Consider the following 18,569-nt stretch of genomic DNA (forward strand, 5'->3'; position numbering starts at 1 on the left):
CGGCCGATCGCGTGCGTTCTTGCGCAAATCGACCGCGGATTTGCGAAAAATCGCGATCATGCAAGAAACGCATAATCGAATAAGCAAACGGCATTGGATAAAAAAAACGGGTTTTTCGACAATGTGCGCACCTGTTGACCGTTGGAGCATCCATGTCTTCGCAATTGCAGTCCATCCCGTCCTACCTGCACGCCGACGATCTCGGCCCGTGGGGCAACTATCTTCAGCAAGTCGATCGCGTCGCGCCGTACCTCGGCTCGCTGTCGCGCTGGCTCGAAACGCTGAAGCGCCCGAAGCGCATCCTGATCGTCGATGTGCCCATCGAGCTCGACAACGGTACCGTCGCGCACTTCGAAGGCTATCGCGTGCAGCACAACGTGTCGCGCGGCCCGGGCAAGGGCGGGGTGCGCTACCACCAGGACGTGACGCTGTCGGAAGTGATGGCGTTGTCCGCATGGATGTCGGTGAAGAATGCGGCCGTGAACGTGCCGTACGGCGGCGCGAAGGGCGGCATCCGCGTCGACCCGCGCAAGCTGTCGCGCGGTGAGCTCGAGCGCGTGACGCGCCGCTACACCAGCGAAATCGGCATCATCATCGGCCCGAACACCGACATTCCGGCGCCGGACGTCAACACCAACGAACAGGTGATGGCGTGGATGATGGACACGTTCTCGATGAACCAGGGCCAGACGTCGACCGGCGTCGTGACCGGCAAGCCGATCGCGCTCGGCGGTTCGCTCGGCCGCAAGGAAGCGACGGGCCGCGGCGTGTTCGTCGTCGGTTGCGAAGCGGCGAAGAAGAAGGGCCTCGAGATCGAAGGCGCGCGCATCGCGGTGCAGGGTTTCGGCAACGTCGGCGGCATCGCGGCGAAGCTGTTCCAGGAAGCGGGCGCGAAGGTGATCGCGGTGCAGGATCACACCGGCACGATCTACCGGCCGGCCGGCCTCGATTCGAACAAGCTGCTCGACCACGTCGCACGCACGGGCGGCGTCGCGGGCTTCGAAGGCGCGGAGCCGATGCCGAACGACGAGTTCTGGACGGTCGAGACCGACATCCTGATCCCGGCGGCGCTGGAAAACCAGATCACCGAGAAGAACGCAGCGAAGATCCGCACGAAGATCATCGTCGAAGGCGCGAACGGCCCGACGACGACGGCGGCGGACGACATCCTGAGCGCGAACGGCGTGCTCGTGATCCCCGACGTGATCGCGAACGCGGGCGGCGTGACCGTGTCGTACTTCGAGTGGGTGCAGGATTTCTCGAGCTTCTTCTGGACGGAAGACGAGATCAACCACCGCCTCGAGCGCGTGATGCGCGAAGCGTTCGCCGGCGTGTGGGCGGTCGCGGAAGAGCACAAGGTGACGGTGCGTACCGCGGCGTTCATCGTCGCGTGCAAGCGCATCCTGATGGCGCGCGAAATGCGCGGCCTGTACCCCTGATCGTCGACTATGATCAAGCCATGACGCAATCCATCCGGTTGCGTACATGAACCCTCGCGGGCGGTGCCGAATCCGGTGCCGCCCGCGCGTGCATTGGGGCGTGCAAAGGGTGCCCGGAGCCGGGAGGAAGGCGCCGGACGGCGCGATTCGTAGTTCGGTAAACAACCAGTACTTTCAAAAATATTACTTTGATACACTGGCGCGGGTTTTAGCCAAGGAGATGACCAAAATGAAATACCACAAGGCAGTCCTGACGTTCGCGGCGCTCTGCGCGTTCGCAAGCGGCGCGCATGCTCAGGAGACGGGCACGCTGAAGAAGATCAAGGACACGGGCGTGATCTCGCTGGGCCACCGCGAATCGTCGATCCCGTTCTCCTACTACGACCAGAACCAGCAGGTAGTCGGCTATTCCCGCGAATTCCAGCTGAAGGTGGTCGACGCGGTGAAGAAGAAGCTGAGCCTGCCGAACCTGCAGGTGAAGAACATCCCGGTCACGTCGCAGAACCGCATTCCGCTGGTGCAGAACGGCACGGTCGACATCGAGTGCGGCTCGACGACCAACAACACCGAGCGTCAGCAGCAAGCTGCGTTCTCCGACACGATCTTCGTGATCGGCACGCGCCTGATGACGAAGAAGGATTCGGGCGTCAAGGATTTCGCGGACCTGAAGGGCAAGACGGTCGTGACCACCGCCGGCACGACGTCGGAGCGCCTGCTGCGCAAGATGAACAACGACAAGCAGCTCGGCATGAACATCATCAGCGCGAAGGATCACGGCGATTCGTTCAACACGCTGGAATCGGGCCGCGCGGTCGCGTTCATGATGGATGACGCGCTGCTCGCGGGCGAGCGCGCGAAGGCGAAGCAGCCGGGCGAGTGGGTGATCGTCGGCACGCCGCAATCGGAAGAAGCGTACGGCTGCATGATGCGCAAGGGCGACGCGGACTTCAAGAAGGTCGTCGACGACGCGATCTCGCAAGTCGAGAAGTCGGGCGAGGCCGCGAAGATCTACGCGAAGTGGTTCGAGAACCCGATTCCGCCGAAGGGGCTGAACCTGAACTTCCCGCTGTCCGATTCGATGAAGAAGCTGTACGCGAACCCGAACGACAAGGCACTCGACTGACCGCACGGCCGTTGATGCAGAAATGACGCTAATGAGACGGAAGAGGCCACGCTTCTTCCGTCTCTTTTTGCTGGAGTCTTGCCCATGTCTTACCACTGGAACTGGGGCATCTTCCTGAGCCCCGTCTCGACCGGCGAGCCGACGACTTATTTCGGATGGCTGATGTCCGGCTTCCGGGTGACGATCGAAGTGTCGCTCTCCGCCTGGGTCATCGCGCTGATCGTCGGTTCGCTGTTCGGCGTGCTGCGCACGGTGCCGAACAAATGGCTGTCCGCGCTCGGCACCTTCTACGTGTCGATCTTCCGGAACATTCCGTTGATCGTGCAGTTCTTCATCTGGTATCTCGTGATACCCGAGCTGCTGCCCGCATCGATCGGCACCTGGATCAAGCAGTTGCCGCCCGGCACGCAGTTCTTTACCGCGTCGATCGTCTGTCTCGGCCTGTTCACGGGCGCGCGCGTGTGCGAACAGGTGCGCTCGGGGATCAACGCGCTGCCGAAGGGCCAGCGCGCCGCCGGCCTCGCGATGGGCCTCACGCAATGGCAGACGTACCGCTACGTGCTGCTGCCCGTTGCGTACCGGATCATCGTGCCGCCGCTCACGTCGGAATTCCTGAACATCTTCAAGAACTCCGCCGTCGCGTCGACGATCGGCCTGCTCGACCTGTCCGCGCAGGCGCGCCAGCTCGTCGACTACACGGCGCAGACCTATGAGTCGTTCATCGCGGTCACGCTCGCGTACGTGCTGATCAACCTCGTCGTGATGTCGCTCATGCGCTGGATCGAAGGCCGTACGCGGCTGCCCGGCTATATCGGAGGCAAGTGATGCATCAGTTCGACTGGAGTAGTATTCCCGGCGCGCTGCCGACGCTGTGGACGGGTGCGATCGTCACGCTGCAGATCACGCTGATCGCGATCGTCATCGGGATCGTGTGGGGCACGCTGCTGGCGCTGATGCGGCTGTCGGGCGTCAAGCCGCTCGCGTGGTTCGCGCAGGGCTACGTGACGGTGTTCCGCTCGATCCCGCTCGTGATGGTGCTGCTGTGGTTCTTCCTGATCGTGCCGCAGCTGCTGCAGGGCGTGCTCGGGTTGTCGCCGACGATCGACATCCGCCTCGCGTCGGCGATGGTCGCGTTCTCGCTGTTCGAAGCCGCGTATTATTCCGAGATCATCCGCGCCGGCATCCAGTCGGTGCCGCGCGGGCAGGTGAACGCCGCGTTCGCGCTCGGCATGAACTACTCGCACGCAATGCGCCTCGTGATCCTGCCGCAGGCGTTCCGCGCGATGGTGCCGCTGCTGCTCACGCAGGCGATCGTCCTGTTCCAGGATACGTCGCTCGTGTACGTGATCAGTCTCGCGGACTTCTTCCGCACGGCCGCCAACGTCGGCGATCGCGACGGCACGACCGTCGAGATGGTCCTGTTCGCCGGCGCATGCTATTTCGTGATTTGCTCGTTGGCGTCTGTTCTCGTCAAGAGTCTCCAGAAAAAGGTCACACGATGATTTCCATCAAGAACGTTTCCAAGTGGTACGGTCAGTTTCAGGTTCTCACCGACTGCACGACCGAGGTCAAGAAGGGCGAAGTGGTCGTCGTGTGCGGCCCGTCGGGCTCCGGCAAGTCGACGCTGATCAAGACGGTGAACGGCCTCGAGCCGTTCCAGCAGGGCGAGATCCTCGTGAACGGCCAGTCGGTCGGCGACAGGAAGACGAACCTGTCGAAGCTGCGCTCGAAGGTCGGGATGGTGTTCCAGCATTTCGAGCTGTTCCCGCACCTGTCGATCACCGAGAACCTGACGCTCGCGCAGATCAAGGTGCTCGGCCGCGGCAAGGACGAAGCGGCCGAGAAGGGCATGAAGCTGCTCGATCGCGTCGGCCTGAAGGCGCATGCGCACAAGTTTCCGGGCCAGCTGTCGGGCGGCCAGCAGCAGCGTGTCGCGATCGCGCGCGCGCTGTCGATGGACCCGATCGCGATGCTGTTCGACGAACCGACGTCCGCGCTCGATCCGGAGATGATCAACGAAGTGCTCGACGTGATGGTCGAACTCGCGCAGGAAGGGATGACGATGATGGTCGTCACGCACGAGATGGGCTTCGCGAAGAAGGTCGCGCATCGCGTGATCTTCATGGACAAGGGCGCGATCGTCGAGGATGACCGCAAGGACGATTTCTTCTCGAATCCGAAGTCGGAACGCGCGAAGGACTTCCTCGCGAAGATCCTGCACTGAGCGTTCGCACACTTCGTGCGCGTCAATGCGAAACCGCCCGGCCCGAGCGCCGGGCGGTTTTTTTTTCGTCTGCCGTTACCAGCTATACCGGTAGCCGACCTGGCCGACGATGCCGCGCCGGTACGCGCCGCCGAGGTTGCGCGCGATCTTCGCGTTCGCGTACAGCTCGCCCGACTTGCCGAAGCCCGCGGTGACGCCGACGCCGAGCTCGTACCACGTGCGGCCGAGATGCGTCGCGAACGGTGTGCCGCCGACGACGGTCTGCCCCGGCGACAGGAAGTCGTGCAGCACGTCGGCCGTGAAGTACGGCGTCGCGGCGCCGCTGCCCGAGTCCGCTTCGAGGTTCGGCCGGAAGATGCGCACGCCGACGCGGCCGCGCAGCGCGTTCGCCGTCGTGCCCGACACGGCCGACACGTTGTCGTTGAACCCGTTGAGCTTCAGGTACTGGTACATCAGTTGCGCCTGCGGCTCGATCGCGATCGGCGTGCCGCCGATGCCGAACGGCTTGCCGATCTCCTGCGACAGCGCGAAGCCGAAGCCGTTCTGCGATGCCTCGTTGCCGTAGCTGTCGCGATAGCGGTTGCCGTAGTGCGTGACCTGCCCGACGCTGTCGAAGTACGTGCCGTCGGGCAGGTAGCGCGTCCAGTAGCCGCCGATGCTCTGCGCGTGCATCTCGACCGAGCCCGTCGACGTCGACAGGTTCTGCGAGTCGGCGCGCGCCATGTCGCTGAAGCTCGCGTTCGACACGCCGATGCTGGCCGTCACGCCCGCATGCGTGCTGCTGCCGCCGGGCGCCTGGTCGAGCGTCCAGTCCTTGCCGAACTGCGCGAAAAACGTGCGCTCGTCCGCCGCGAAGCGGCCCGCGTCCGCATCGAGGCTCTGGCCGCCGATGCGCCCCCACACGCCGTCGCGGTTGCCGGGTTGCTGCTTGCCGAGGTTGTAGATGTCGCCGACGCGTTCGTGCAGCTTGCCGAGCGTCGAGAAGCCGTAGTCGGCGTTCAGCAGCGGCGTCAGTGCATAACCGGCGACGCCCGGACGATACGCGAGCGTGCCGCCGCTGCCATTGCCGTTGCCGCCGCCGGACGGGTGGATCGTCGGGTCGCCGGGGTCCGTCGGATCGAGCTGCGAACGCAGGTACCAGCCGTTCGCGTCGCTTTGCCCGCCGCGATAGAGCCGGTATTCGTATGCGCCGGCCTGTACCGGGCCCGCGAGATGGAACGCCGACGCGGTGGTCGTGCCGCCGTTGGCCGTGACGACCACGGGAATCCCGTCGCCGGTCGTCCTTGCGCCGGTGCCGGCCGTATTGGCGATCTTCAGGCCGGTCGTGCCGCTCGCGGCACCGCCGTTCACGATCAGCCGGTCGGTCGGCGAAGCATCGGCGCCGAGATACGTGTTGAGCGCGATCGTGCCGCCGTTGCCGACGTAGCTGCCGGTCGTCAGCGTCTTGTAGCTGCCCGTGAGCGTCGGCGAGCCGGCCGGTGCGGAGAACGCGACGAGGCCCGCGTTGTTCAGGCTGCTCAGCACCGAGTTGCCCGTCATGCGCCACGTGCTGCTGCCGTCGATCGTCAGCGAGACCGGATCGATCCTGCCGGTCAGCGTCGTGCCGTTCGCGAGGAACACGTTGCCGGTGCTCGACGCGTCGGAGACGATGTCGCCTGCGAGGTTCACCGCCGACGCGCTGAACGTCGCGTTGCTGCCGTTCGCGAGGTTCAGCAGCGTGCCGTTGCCGGCCGTCACGACCGTTCCATTGCGCACCGCGATGTCGGCCGTGCCGCCGCGCGCGGCGAATGCCGGCCCGGCGGCGGCCGTCACGCTGCCGCCGTCGACGAGCACCGAGCTCGTCGCGCCGTTCGCGAGCGTGTCGGATGTCAGCACGCCGGCCGTCGCACCCTTGAGCGTCGTGCCGGTCAACGCGAGCACGCCGCCGCCGTCCGCGGTCGCGCCGTTGCCGGCCGCGTTGGCGATCGACGAACCCGTATCGCCGATGCGGCCGCCGTTGCGCGCGACGACGCCGTCGGCCGCGGCACCCGATGCGGTGACTTTCGCGCCCGACAGCAAGGCCGTCGCGCCGCCGTCGACGACGAGCGCGTGCGCGCCGTCGCCCGTCGTCGCGACGGTCGTGCCGTTGGCCGCGAGCGTCGAATCCGCGCCCGATACGAACAGCCCGAGCGCGTTGGCGCCGGCGGTGCGGACGACCGTTGCCGCATCGGTCGCGATGCGCGCGCCCGCGCCCGTCGATGCGAGGCCGTCGGCGCCGTTGCCGGTGGTCGTGACCTGCGTGCCGGACAACGCGATCGTTGCGTTCGCGCCGAGGTTGCGGATCCCGCTGCCGGAGCCGCCGACCGCGATCGACGTCGCGCCGGCCGCGAGCCCGCCGCCCGATACGGTCGAGTCGATCAGCACGCCGTCGGCGCTGCCGTTCGCGATGACGGTGCCCGCGCCCGACAGCGCGACCGACGCACCGGCGCCCGTCAGGCGCACACCCGCGACGCCGCCGTCGGCTTCGATCGAACCCGTGTTGGCGAGCGTCGCCGACGCACCCTGCACGAGCGCGCCGGTGCCGTCGGATACGCGGATCGTCGATGCGTTGTTCACCGTGCCGAGCGTGCCGGCCACGACGCCCGTCGAGCCGGCGCCCGTCAGCAGCACCGTGTCGCGGTTCTCGAGCGTGCCGAGGTTTTGCGCGACGAAGCCCGTCACGCCGGCGGTCGACGACGTGACGGCGGCGTCGTTGGTCAGCGTCGTCGCAACCGGCGCGCCGGCGTTCGCGCCGGCGAGGTCGTGCGCCTGGCCGTCGACGACGCCCGCGATTGCGCCGGCCGCGTTCAGGTTGATCGTCGCGCCCGCATCGATCGTGCCTTTCGCGCCGCCTTCGACCGCGATCGCGATGCCGTTCGCGCCGTTGACGTTGTAGATCGCGTTGCCGGTCGACAGCGTGGTGCCGGCGTCGGTCGCGAGCACGCCGCGCGCCCGCTGGCCGTTGACGTCGGTCGTCAGCGTGCCGGCCGCCGACGTGCCGGTGTAGGCCGCGCCGCCCGCGACGCGAAACAGCGTCGAATCGTCGGTGTCGACGCCGAGGTGCTGCGCGGCGACGTTGATCTTCGAGCCCGCGCCATACGCGTAGAAGCCGATCTGGTTCGTGCCCGACCTGAAGGCCGGCACCGCGTTGGCGCCGACGTCGATCGTCGCGCCCGAGCGCGCATGCACGCCGATCGCGCCGGTGCCCGTCAGGTTGAGCGCGCCGTCGAGCGTGGCCTTCGCGAGCGGCCCCTCGGCCCAGACGCCGTAATTGCGCGTGCCCGATGCCGGATCGAGGCCGCCGGCCACGTTGATCGTGCCGGTCGACGTCGCGGCCGTCGCGTTCGTGCCGGTCCCGACGACCATGATGCCGATGCCGTTCACGCCATTCAGCGTGATGGTGCCCGTGTTGGTCACGGTCGCGGCGGTATCGGCCGCGAGCATGCCGACGTTCGCGAGCGGCGTGCCGGGCGCCGCGCCGTTGACGACGATCGAGCCCGCGTTGGTCAGCACGCCGGACGACGAGCCGATGCTCGCCAGCGCGGCGCCGTTCTGCGTCTGCGAGCCGATCACGATCGTGCCGTGGTTGCTCGCGGTGCCCGATGCGCCGAGCAGGATGCCGTACGCGTGCGCGGACAGCGCGATGTCGTTCGCGGCCTCCGGCGCCGCGGCATCGTACTGCGCCGCGCGGCCGACGTAGATCGTGCCGCCGGCTTCGTTCGTGAAGCTGCCGCCGGCGACGAGGCCGCCGATCACCTGGCTGTCGAGCGTCGTCGCGTTGACGCCGACGTTGATCGTGCCGGCGTTCGACGCGCTCGCGCCGTCCGTCGCGGCCACCGCGTAGTTCTGCAGGTCGGGGCGCGTCCCGTTGAAGGTCCATGCGCCGACGTTCATCACGCCATTGTTGACGAACGTCGTGCCGGCGCCGTTTGCGTATACGCCGTTGCCCTCGGTGTACGCGTTGAGGCTGAAGTTGTAGGGCAGTGAGGTGCCGCCCGTATTGAAGTTGTCGCCGGACACGTAACCGGACGAGATCGCGCCGTTGTTGACGCCGCTCGCGCCGGTCAGCAGGCGCACGAGCGTGAAGTCGCCCGACAGGCGGCCGTCGTTGACGAAATGCGCGCCGCGTTCCGCGAGGACGGCCGAGCTCGAGTCGATCGTATTGGTGCCGCGGAAGTCGATCTGGCCGTCCTTGCCGATGTGCAGCGTCGCGTTCGCGCCCGTGCCGTGCATCACCGACAGATAGTTCATCGGCAGCGCATTCTTGTCGCCCGGCGACACGTTGTTCGCATACTCGAAGGATTGCGTGGAGAGCGTGACGGCCTGGCCGAGCGCGTTGTCGTAGGCGGCCTGCGAAGCGAGCGCGCCGTTCTGGACCGACCGCACGAGAAAGTTGTTGTACGCGGCGAGCGACGCGGCATCGGTGACGGTCCATGCGCTGCCGTCGAAGGCGGTGAAGGTGCCCGCATAGGCCGGCACGTCGAGCAGGACATGGCCGACCGGGCCGCCGCTCGCGAGATAGTCGCCGGTGCCGAGCCAGATCTGGTTGCGCGAATTCCAGTTGACGACGCTTTTCGCGGAGCCCGTGCCGTCCGCGACGAACAGGTCGGTCTGCTTCGGTGCCATCGTGATCGCGTTGCCGGCTACCGTGGGCGAGCCCGCCGGATTGCCGATCGACACGTCGAGCGTGCCGCCGGAGCTTTCGACCGTGCCGATCCGCGTGTTCACGTACTGGTTGCCGTTCACGTCGTGATAGACGGGCACGTTGGTCGAACCCGCGCTCGACGCGGCGAACCTGGCCGAATCGTAGGTGGCGATCGAGGTACGGCTGCCGGTGATCGAGTCGGGCGTGCTGACGCTCTGCGTCTTGCCGCCGAGCGACAGCAGCGGCTGGTTCGGGTTGCCCGAGACGATGGTCGCACTGCCGATCGGCGTGAGTGTGTAGCCGGGGTCGCCGCCGACGCCGGTCCATGCGCCCGTCAGGCCGACCGTGTCGCCGCCCGACACGGTGGTTGCGCCGGCCAGGTTGTCGTTGACGGTCGGGCTGAAACCGCCGAGCGCGCAGGTGCCGCCGTTCGCGACGGCCGCGCCGCTGCCGCAGGTCGATGCATACGCCGGGCCGGCCGACAATGCGGCCAGCGCGGCGCCGAGCGCGGCGACGCGAAGCGGCGACCGGCGCGCTGCCGTGTGCGCGGCGCCGCGGCTGGCGCCGGATTCGCCGCCCGAACGCTTGCCGCGCGCCCGTGCCGTTTCCGCAACCGCGACCCAGCAGCCGGCGGTTTCGCTCCATATCGATCGAAATGAGTGATTCACGACAAGCCCCTCTCTCTTTTTTTGAAGTGGTATTCACCGCGCTGCAGTGAAATCGCAATCCGCGGTGGAGCAATGGCCTGAATGGACGTGCGGCGACCGTGGCCGCTTCTGCGCCAATCGTGATTCGTTACACCGAGGATGGATGGAGTCTACTGATCGGAAGGGTGACTGATTCTCAAAAAAATAACGAATGTGGCGATAATGATGATTTCATTCGGTATTTTTTGATTGTGTGATGAGTCGAACTGAAAGCCTTTGTGAGTAAGGGTTTGAGTGATTTTTGCGGGCGTGGGTGCGTGATTGTCGGGTCGGTGCGATGGCGCACGGTTCGCATCGGGGCGGTGCGTTAGAATGCGGTTCCCGGATTATATATGCTTCGGATTTTATGGATTATTTTTAGGGTTTTAACTATTTTCCCCTGGAAATTAATAAATTCAAGCGAATGTTGTATGGTGTTGATTCGATGTGCGGGAATATGGTCCGGGTGAAACGGAACCGGCGCACGGCAAGCGATTTTTTCCAGCGCTGAAAATCGCCACATCGCGTGCACGCGAAATCGCCCGCACGATCGAACGAACGTTGCGGGCGACGGTACTTGCCGTACGGGAAATGGAAAGCGGGAAGGGTGCCGGTGCGCCGCGTTCAGAAGTCGATCGCGTCGTCGGAGTCGCCGTCGGCGGCGGTTGCGAGCGCTTCGCGTGCGTCGCGCGGCGCCGAGGCCGACGCGTCGAGCGCCGGATTGCGCAGCTTTTCGAGCACGCGTTCGGGCACCGGGATCTGCATCCGCGCGGCGACGTCGCCGCACTGGAACATGATCAGCTCGCCCGGCTCGAACGCGGTCCAGACCTCGTTGTCGGTGAGCGGCTGCGTCGCGATCACCGCGACGCGATCCTCGGGCGTCGTGTATTTCGCAAAGTCGATCGACAGGTCTTCGTCGACGAGATGCGCGGTCGAGAACGGCCAGCGCCGCACCAGGTAGTGCAGCCGCGTCGAGCAGTGCGCGAAGAGCGCCTGGCCGTTCGACATCAGGAAGTTGAACACGCCGTGGTCGGTGATGCTGCGCGTCAGCTCGCCGACGCGTTCGAACAGTTCGGGCAGCGGCGGCTGCGCGCCGGGAAATGCCTCGCGCAGCCCCTGCATCAGCACGCAGAACGCCTGTTCGCTGTCGGTCGTGCCGACCGGGTGGTAGACGCTGCCGTCCATGTTCGGCGCGTAGTCCTGCAGGTCGCCGTTATGCGCGAAGATCCAGTGCCGGCCCCACAGCTCGCGCATGAACGGATGGCTGTTCTCGAGCAGGATGTGCCCTTGCGTCGCCTTGCGGATGTGCGCGATCGTGTTCTTGGACTTGATCGGGTAGCGCTTCACCATCTCGGCGATCGGCGAGGTAGCCGATGCCTGGTGATCGATGAACAGGCGGCAGGCCTTGTCTTCGAAGAACGCGATGCCCCAGCCGTCGGCATGGTGATCGGTGAGCCCGCCCCGGGCCGCGAAACCTGTGAAGGAGAATGTGACGTCCGTCGGCGCGGCGCAGTTCATTCCTAGGAGTTGGCACATTTTACTTGGGGCGGCAGGCGGAAGCGGGGGTAACGAACCGGGCGAACCCCGGTACAATGCGGCTTCTAGCATATCACCGAGCCCTGAGCGGTAAAAAGCGGATTCCGCTGGCCAAAGGCCTCGTGTTGCGGTTTGCCGTCAGTCGGCCCGCGCACGCGCGTTCCGGCCCCGCTGATGGCCAGTCCGTACCTCACGACGCCTCCTATGACTGCCTCGAACGCTTCCTCCCCGGCGACGCTTTCGCTCGCCCGTCCCGACGACTGGCACCTGCACCTGCGAGACGGCGACATGCTGGCCGCCGTGCTGCCGCACACCGCGCGCCAGTTCGGCCGCGCGATCGTCATGCCGAACCTGAAGCCGCCGGTGACGACCACCGCACAGGCGCAGGCCTATCGCGAGCGCATCCTCGCCGCGCTGCCGGCCGGGATGACGTTCGAACCGCTGATGACGCTGTACCTGACCGACAACACGCCGCCCGACGAGATCCGCCGCGCGCGCGAAAGCGGCTTCGTGCACGGCGTGAAGCTGTATCCGGCAGGCGCTACGACGAACTCCGACCACGGCGTCACCGATCTCGCGAAATGCGCGAAGACGCTCGAGGCGATGCAGGAAACGGGCATGCCGCTGCTCGTGCACGGCGAGGTGACCGATGCGTCGATCGACCTGTTCGACCGCGAGAAGGTCTTCATCGACCGCGTGATGGCGCCGCTGCGCCGCGATTTCCCGGGCCTGAAGGTCGTGTTCGAGCACATCACGACGAAGGACGCGGCCGACTACGTGCGCGACGCCGACGCGGCGCCAGGCCTGCTCGGCGCGACGATCACCGCGCATCACCTGCTGTACAACCGCAACGCGCTGTTCGTCGGCGGGATTCGCCCGCACTACTACTGCCTGCCCGTGCTGAAGCGCGAGACGCATCGCGTCGCGCTGGTCGAGGCCGCGACGTCGGGCAACCCGCGCTTCTTCCTCGGTACCGACAGCGCGCCGCATGCGCGCGGCGCGAAGGAAACCGCGTGCGGCTGCGCAGGCTGCTACACGGCGCTGCACGCGCTCGAACTGTATGCGGAAGCGTTCGACCACGCCGGCGCGCTCGACAAGCTGGAAGGCTTTGCGAGCTTCTTCGGCGCCGATTTCTACGGTCTGCCGCGCAGCGCCGAGACGGTCACGCTGCGTCGCGAGGCGTGGGAACTGCCGCGCGAGATCTTCGCGGGCGACACGCCGGTCGTGCCGCTGCGCGGCGGCGAGACGATCGGCTGGAAACTCGTGTGACCGGCGCGCCGCCGCGCGGAGCCGGCCACGCGGCCGGCAGCGGGGCGGCGGATTTCGCGCGGATCGACTGGTCCGCGCCGTGGCTCGCGCAGTACGCGGAGCCGGGCCGCGTCGCGCAGGCGGCCGCACGGAAGGGCGATGCCGCGCTGCTCGACGCGCTGAACGGCGCGCTAAACGGCACGAACCGCGACGGCGGGCGCGTCAGCGGTCGCGGCAGGCCGCTGCGGTTCGTGCCGCAGGCCGAGCTGCCGCCCGGTGTCGCGTACGAGACCCATATCGCCGACACCGGCGGCGTGCCGACCCGCCACAACCTTCACGACTTTTTCAATGCGCTCGTCTGGTTCGCGTATCCGCGCATCAAGGCCGCGTTGAACGCGCGCCAGGCCGCGGCGATCGACGCTGCGGGCGGCGTCGGGCCCGTGCGCGGCACGCTGCGCGATGCGCTCACGCTGTTCGACGAGAACGCCGCGCTGTTCGTGACAGCCGACCGCGCGCTCGCCGATGCGCTGCGCGGCTTCGACTGGCCGCGGCTGCTGGTCGCCGCGCGCGAGGCGTGGGGCACGCGCTGCGAAGCGCGGCTCGTCGGCCATGCGCTGCTCGAGAAGCTCGTCGCGCCTTACAAGTCCTGTACCGCGCACACGTGGATCGTCGAAGTGAGCACCGACTATTTTTCGTGGCCCGATGCGCAACGCGTCGCGCATGTCGACGCGCGTGTCGCCGCCGAACTCGCGACGCGCGCGCTGACGAGCCGCGATTTCTCGCCGCTGCCGGTGCTCGGCGTGCCGGGCTGGTGCGACGCGAATGCCGACGCCGCGTTCTACGACGATCCGGCCGTATTCCGCAGCGGCCGCCGCACGCGCACAGCCGGCGGCGGCGCGCAGTGTTAGAATGCGCGTCGCAAAGCAGGCCAGGCAGTCGCGGCCTCGCCGCCTTCGGGCGCGCGGGGGCGAGGAAAGTCCGGACTCCACAGGGCAGGGTGATGGCTAACGGCCATCCGTGGCGACACGCGGAACAGGGCAACAGAAAGCAAACCGCCGATGGCCCGGCGCAAGCCGGGATCAGGTAAGGGTGAAACGGTGCGGTAAGAGCGCACCGCGGCGACGGCGACGTTCGCCGGCACGGTAACCTCCACCCGGAGCAATTCCAAGTAGGCAGGCGCGCATCTTCGGATGCAGGATGGGGCCCCCGTCTCGTCTGCGGGTAGGAAGCTTGAGCGCGTCAGCAATGGCGCGCCTAGAGGAATGGCTGCCACGCGCTGTGCGCTTCGGCGCGCAGCGTGCACAGAATCCGGCTTATCGGCCTGCTTTGCCGTTCGAATGCGAAAGGGCCGGCGTCTCCTTGCGGAGCGCCGGCCCTTTTTTCATGCGCGAGCGCCGTGCGTTCAGGCGGCGACGATGTCGAACGAATGCGTGAGTTCGGCCGTCTTCGCGATCATGATCGACGCGGAGCAGTACTTGTCGTGCGACAGGTTGATCGCGCGTTCGACCGTGGCCGGATTCAGGTTGCGGCCGATGACGGTGAAGTGGAAGTGCACCTTCGTGAACACCTTCGGGTCTTCGCTCGCGCGCTCGGCCTTCAGCGTGACCGAGCAGCCGGTGACTTCCTGGCGGCTCTTCTTCAGGATCAGCACGACGTCATAGGCCGTGCAGCCGCCGGTGCCCAGCAGCACCATTTCCATCGGGCGCGGCGCGAGGTTGTGGCCGCCGCCTTCGGGCGCGCCGTCCATCGTGACGAGATGCCCGCTTCCGGTCTGGGCGGAAAACGCCATGCCGTCCTGACCCATCCAGCTTACTTTGCATTCCATGCTTGCACTCCAGCGTTGCCTGATTCGGATTCGATCCGGCATTGTAGCCCGCAGCACAACGGTCGGCTGATGCGGTGCACGACGTGCAATGCCGGAGCCGCGTGGGCGGCGCGCCGAACAGCAATTTCCGTGCTGATTTTAGGGGTTTCGCTCTAGTCGCGGGCCATCTTTGCTTGCTCTGGCTGAGAGCAGGTGATTGATTTTAAAGGGGAAATAAATTTTCCCGGCTGATCGTCCGAAATTTCGCATTATGGGGTTAGATTTCGTAATGCAAATTTTCTTGTGAAGCCGGCGGCACGTTCGTATAATGAGCTTCATTGGTTGTCGCGCTGCGGCAACCTCCGAATGTCTCCTCCACCCTCCTCCTGAGGTGGATTAAGCCCGAACCAGCCGTTCGGGCTTTTTTTCGTCCCGTGCAAACATCGGCGCGCGGCTTGCGTGCCCCGGCATCCGTTGCATCCGTTAGGCAGGCTGCCGTGCGGCCGGCTGCGATGTCGCGTCGGGCAGCGTGCCGTTTAAGCGTGCGTCGGGTGCCGGCGCGGGCACGGCCGAAGCATGGCCGTGGTCGCGTGTGCAGAAGTGGCGGACGCGTTCGCGCACCGCCCGCAGGCGGACGACGCGATCCTCGGCATGGGCGGTCCGCGCTTCGGCAATGCGCGCGTCGAGCGCGTCGAGCTTGGCTTCGCAGCCGGCGCGGGCGGCGACGGCAGGCGCTGCGGCGGCCAGCAGCGCGGCCGCGAAGAAGGGCGTAAGTCGTTGTTTCATCATGCTTGTTTGTTGTTTTCCGTATTCGGCCGGTCTGGCGCGGCAAGGTCATGTGCCGCGCGTCGATGGGTGCCTCCCCGGGCGCTCGGATCGCCTGGCTTGTCGGGGCACGACCGAATTTTGGCCCATTTTGGGCGCCGCGGACACGGGACGTGGATTCCCTTTGACCGCGTTGTCGTATTTCCTTTATAATTCAGGGCTTTTCCGCATTCATGCCCACGGAAAAAGAACAGGGAGAGCCTGCACCGCGCCTCGAAGCGCACACAGACAAGCAGGAAGAACACATCGGGCAAAGCATTTTTTTTGGATCGATCATGAAGACGTTTTCCGCAAAAGCCCATGAGGTGACGCGCGAATGGTACGTGATTGACGCGACGGATAAGGTTCTCGGCCGTGTTGCCAGCGAAGTGGCACGCCGTCTGCGCGGCAAGCACAAGCCTGAGTTCACCCCGCACGTCGACACTGGTGATTTCATCATCATCATCAACGCGAGCAAGTTGAAGGTCACGGGCAACAAGACGCTGGACAAGAAGTACTACCGTCACTCGGGCTACCCGGGCGGTATCTATGAAACGACGTTCGGCAAGATGCAGGAACGCTTCCCGGGCCGTGCGCTCGAGAAGGCGGTCAAGGGCATGCTGCCGAAGGGCCCGCTCGGCTACGCGATGATCAAGAAGCTGAAGGTCTACGCAGAAGCGACGCATCCGCATTCGGCTCAACAGCCGAAGGCGCTCGAGATCTAAGGGGACCCACATGATCGGTAACTGGAACTACGGTACGGGCCGCCGCAAGAGCGCAGTCGCTCGTGTCTTCATCAAGGCTGGCAAGGGCGACATCGTCGTCAACGGCAAGCCCATCGCTGACTACTTCTCGCGCGAAACGTCGCTGATGATCGTGCGTCAACCGCTGGAACTCACGAACCACGGCCAGACGTTCGACATCAAGGTGAACGTGAATGGTGGCGGCGAAACGGGTCAGGCAGGCGCAGTGCGCCACGGCATCACCCGTGCACTGATCGACTACGATGCGACGCTGAAGCCGTCGCTGTCGAGCGCAGGCTTCGTGACGCGCGATGCGCGTGAAGTCGAGCGTAAGAAGGTCGGTCTGCGCAAGGCACGCCGCGCCAAGCAGTTCTCGAAGCGTTAATTCCGCTTCATGGCCGCGCCGCTTCCGGGCGGCGTCCGCCGGAAAAACCGCCAGCTTTCGCGCTGGCGGTTTTTTTATGTCCGCTTCCAGGCCCGTGCTGCGGCGGCTCGCACGGGCAGGTTTGATGAAATCGACAAGAACCTATTGATTTCATGGACTTCAGCACGATCTTCTGATCGGCCCTACAATAGCGGCTAAAGCTTCTTGGAGAGTTCGCAATGAACGCTGTTACCGAATCCGCAGCAACGACGGCCGAAATGCCGCTTCCGTTCGTCTTCACCGACGCAGCGGCCGACAAGGTCAAGCAACTGATCGACGAAGAGGGCAATCCCGACCTGAAGCTGCGCGTGTTCGTGCAGGGTGGCGGCTGCTCGGGCTTCCAGTATGGCTTCACGTTCGACGAGGAAGTCAACGAGGACGACACCGTGATGGACAAGAACGGCGTCCAGCTCCTGATCGACTCGATGAGCTACCAGTACCTGGTCGGCGCCGAGATCGACTACAAGGACGACATCAACGGCGCCCAGTTCGTGATCAAGAACCCGAATGCGACCACCACGTGCGGGTGCGGTTCGTCGTTCTCGGTCTGAGCGCACGACAGATCCGCACCGGTTCGCCGGAATGAAAAACGGGGCTTCATGCCCCGTTTTTTATGTCCGTTTGCGGCGCCCGCCGTGCGGCAGGCTTGGCGTCAGCCCGGATAGAGCGCGCCGAGCACGCGGTTGCCGGCCGCACCGGTGACCGTAGCGAGATTGCCGGGCTGGCGTGCGGTGAAGCGGTACGCGAGCCACGCGAACGCGAGCGCCTCGACCTGTTGCGGCGGCACGCCGAGCACGGCCGTCGTATCGACCGTGGCCTGCATGCCGGCCTCGCGCAGCGCGTGCCGGAGCGCGTCGAGCAGCACCGGATTGCGCGCGCCGCCGCCGCACACGAAGACGGCCTTGCAGCCGGGTGCGTGCTGCGCGACCTCGCGGGCGACCGAGGCGGCGGTGAGCGCCGTGAGGGTCGCCTGCACGTCCTCCGGCGCGATCTGCGAGAACGCGGCGAGCTTCGCGTCGAGCCACGCGGGATTGAACAGGTCGCGTCCGGTGCTTTTCGGCGGCGGCGCGGCGAAATACGGTTCGTCGAGCAGCGCGTCGAGCAGCGGCGCGTGCACGGTGCCGCGCGCGGCGAACTTGCCGCCGTCGTCGTACGGCTTGCCGAGATGGCGGGTCGCCCACGCGTCGATCAGCGCATTCGCGGGGCCGCAGTCGAAGCCGCGCACTTCGCCGCTTTCGCCGGGCAGGATCGTGATGTTGCTGATCCCGCCGAGATTGCAGACGACACGCGTCTCGCCGGGCGCACCGAACACCGTCGCATGGAACGCCGGCGCGAGCGGCGCGCCGTGGCCGCTGGCGGCCACGTCGCGGCTGCGGAAATCGGCGATCACGTCGACATGGGTCAGCTCGGCGAGCAGCGCCGGGTTGTTGAGTTGCCGCGTATAACCGCGCTCGGGGCGATGGCGTACCGTCTGGCCGTGTACGCCGATCGCGCGAATCTCGTCGCGCGACAGCCCGGCGGTGCGCTGCAATTCGTGGCAGCACACCGCGTAGCGCGTGACGAGCGCGTTCGCCGCGAGCGATTCGCGGTCGATCTCGTTGTCGCCGGGCTGCTGCAGTGCGAACAGCGCGTCGCGCAGCGATTGCGCGAAACCGACGAACGCTTCCGCGAGCACGGCCGGCGCCTTGCCGGTCTCGAAACGCACGGCGACGCCGTCGACGCCGTCCATGCTGGTTCCCGACATCAGCCCGAAGTAGATGCCGTCGGCCGGATGGGCGTTTTGCGGCTGTCGTTGCGGCACGTTGGGTTCTCCTGGATCTTGCGGCGCGGGCCGGTGCCGCGCGCCTTGCGCCCGATTATCCGCGCAACGTGACG

15 protein-coding genes and 1 other RNA gene are annotated in these 18,569 nt (G+C 66.2%); 11 read left to right on the plus strand and 5 right to left on the minus strand.

The annotated features are described in order from the left end of the window. The first annotated feature begins 152 nt into the window (after window positions 1-152). From GD429_RS19390 to GD429_RS19410, 5 genes are all read left to right on the plus strand, one after another. Window positions 153-1,439 (plus strand): Glu/Leu/Phe/Val family dehydrogenase, encoded by a 1,287-nt coding sequence (locus GD429_RS19390; protein WP_152859053.1) that lies wholly within the window; start codon window positions 153-155, stop codon window positions 1,437-1,439. A gap of 229 nt (window positions 1,440-1,668) precedes the next feature. Then, entirely contained in the window at window positions 1,669-2,562 is an 894-nt protein-coding gene (locus tag GD429_RS19395; RefSeq protein ID WP_193727143.1) for a glutamate/aspartate ABC transporter substrate-binding protein, read from the plus strand. Window positions 2,563-2,646: 84 nt separating this feature from the next. Further along, window positions 2,647-3,387 carry an amino acid ABC transporter permease gene (locus tag GD429_RS19400; RefSeq protein WP_152859057.1) on the plus strand — a complete coding sequence of 247 codons (741 nt, stop codon included), beginning with the start codon at window positions 2,647-2,649 and terminating at the stop codon, window positions 3,385-3,387. Continuing rightward, window positions 3,387-4,064 carry a glutamate/aspartate ABC transporter permease GltK gene (gene gltK, locus GD429_RS19405; protein ID WP_111015304.1) on the plus strand — a complete coding sequence of 226 codons (678 nt, stop codon included), beginning with the start codon at window positions 3,387-3,389 and terminating at the stop codon, window positions 4,062-4,064. Before GD429_RS19400 ends, gltK begins: the two co-directional genes overlap by 1 nt. Next, the gene (locus GD429_RS19410; protein ID WP_152859059.1) at window positions 4,061-4,786 is read left to right on the plus strand and encodes an amino acid ABC transporter ATP-binding protein; all 726 of its coding nucleotides are present in this window, start codon (window positions 4,061-4,063) and stop codon (window positions 4,784-4,786) included. The genes gltK and GD429_RS19410 overlap by 4 nt, the downstream gene beginning before the upstream one ends. Window positions 4,787-4,861: 75 nt before the next feature. Here GD429_RS19410 and GD429_RS19415 read toward each other — a convergent pair whose 3' ends face one another. Both GD429_RS19415 and GD429_RS19420 read right to left on the minus strand, forming a co-directional pair. Next, window positions 4,862-10,117 carry an autotransporter outer membrane beta-barrel domain-containing protein gene (locus tag GD429_RS19415; protein ID WP_321574723.1) on the minus strand — a complete coding sequence of 1,752 codons (5,256 nt, stop codon included), beginning with the start codon at window positions 10,115-10,117 and terminating at the stop codon, window positions 4,862-4,864. A gap of 642 nt (window positions 10,118-10,759) precedes the next feature. Next, window positions 10,760-11,671: a class II glutamine amidotransferase gene (locus GD429_RS19420; protein WP_193727144.1), complete on the minus strand. Its 912-nt coding sequence runs from the start codon at window positions 11,669-11,671 to the stop codon at window positions 10,760-10,762. A 204-nt stretch (window positions 11,672-11,875) separates the two neighbouring features. Here GD429_RS19420 and pyrC point away from each other — a divergent pair, with 204 nt between their 5' ends. The 3 genes from pyrC (at window position 11,876) to rnpB (ending at window position 14,251) form a co-directional block, all read left to right on the plus strand. Beyond that, window positions 11,876-12,940, plus strand: a complete 1,065-nt coding sequence (pyrC, locus tag GD429_RS19425; protein WP_152859063.1) for a dihydroorotase — start codon at window positions 11,876-11,878, stop codon at window positions 12,938-12,940. Next, complete coding sequence (locus GD429_RS19430) at window positions 12,937-13,827, plus strand: DUF3025 domain-containing protein (protein ID WP_321574725.1); 891 nt, start codon at window positions 12,937-12,939, stop codon at window positions 13,825-13,827. Before pyrC ends, GD429_RS19430 begins: the two co-directional genes overlap by 4 nt. 12 nt (window positions 13,828-13,839) lie before the next feature. Continuing rightward, an RNA gene (gene rnpB, locus GD429_RS19435) (RNase P RNA component class A) lies at window positions 13,840-14,251 on the plus strand. 70 nt (window positions 14,252-14,321) lie between these two features. On the opposite strand, the gene GD429_RS19440 is transcribed toward rnpB, so the two are convergent. After that, a complete protein-coding gene (locus GD429_RS19440) occupies window positions 14,322-14,786 on the minus strand; it encodes an OsmC family protein (protein WP_152859065.1) in 465 nt (154 codons plus the stop codon). Between the two features lie 420 nt (window positions 14,787-15,206). Further along, window positions 15,207-15,512, minus strand: coding sequence for a DUF1090 family protein (locus GD429_RS19445; protein WP_152859067.1), 306 nt, complete (start codon window positions 15,510-15,512; stop codon window positions 15,207-15,209). A gap of 311 nt (window positions 15,513-15,823) precedes the next feature. On the opposite strand from GD429_RS19445, the gene rplM reads away from it, so the two are divergent. The 3 genes from rplM (at window position 15,824) to erpA (ending at window position 17,245) form a co-directional block, all read left to right on the plus strand. Beyond that, window positions 15,824-16,252, plus strand: coding sequence for a 50S ribosomal protein L13 (rplM, locus tag GD429_RS19450; RefSeq protein ID WP_009687896.1), 429 nt, complete (start codon window positions 15,824-15,826; stop codon window positions 16,250-16,252). A 10-nt stretch (window positions 16,253-16,262) separates the two neighbouring features. Beyond that, window positions 16,263-16,655, plus strand: coding sequence for a 30S ribosomal protein S9 (gene rpsI, locus GD429_RS19455; protein ID WP_048251223.1), 393 nt, complete (start codon window positions 16,263-16,265; stop codon window positions 16,653-16,655). Between the two features lie 218 nt (window positions 16,656-16,873). Continuing rightward, window positions 16,874-17,245 (plus strand): iron-sulfur cluster insertion protein ErpA, encoded by a 372-nt coding sequence (gene erpA / locus GD429_RS19460; protein WP_152859069.1) that lies wholly within the window; start codon window positions 16,874-16,876, stop codon window positions 17,243-17,245. A gap of 101 nt (window positions 17,246-17,346) precedes the next feature. Here the strand turns inward: erpA and GD429_RS19465 are convergent, their stop codons facing one another. Further along, window positions 17,347-18,495, minus strand: a complete 1,149-nt coding sequence (locus tag GD429_RS19465; RefSeq protein ID WP_321574728.1) for an anhydro-N-acetylmuramic acid kinase — start codon at window positions 18,493-18,495, stop codon at window positions 17,347-17,349. Window positions 18,496-18,569 lie beyond the last annotated feature (74 nt).

This window comes from Burkholderia sp. BE17, assembly GCF_009362305.1.
In the GTDB taxonomy this organism is placed as follows: domain Bacteria; phylum Pseudomonadota; class Gammaproteobacteria; order Burkholderiales; family Burkholderiaceae; genus Burkholderia; species Burkholderia pyrrocinia_C.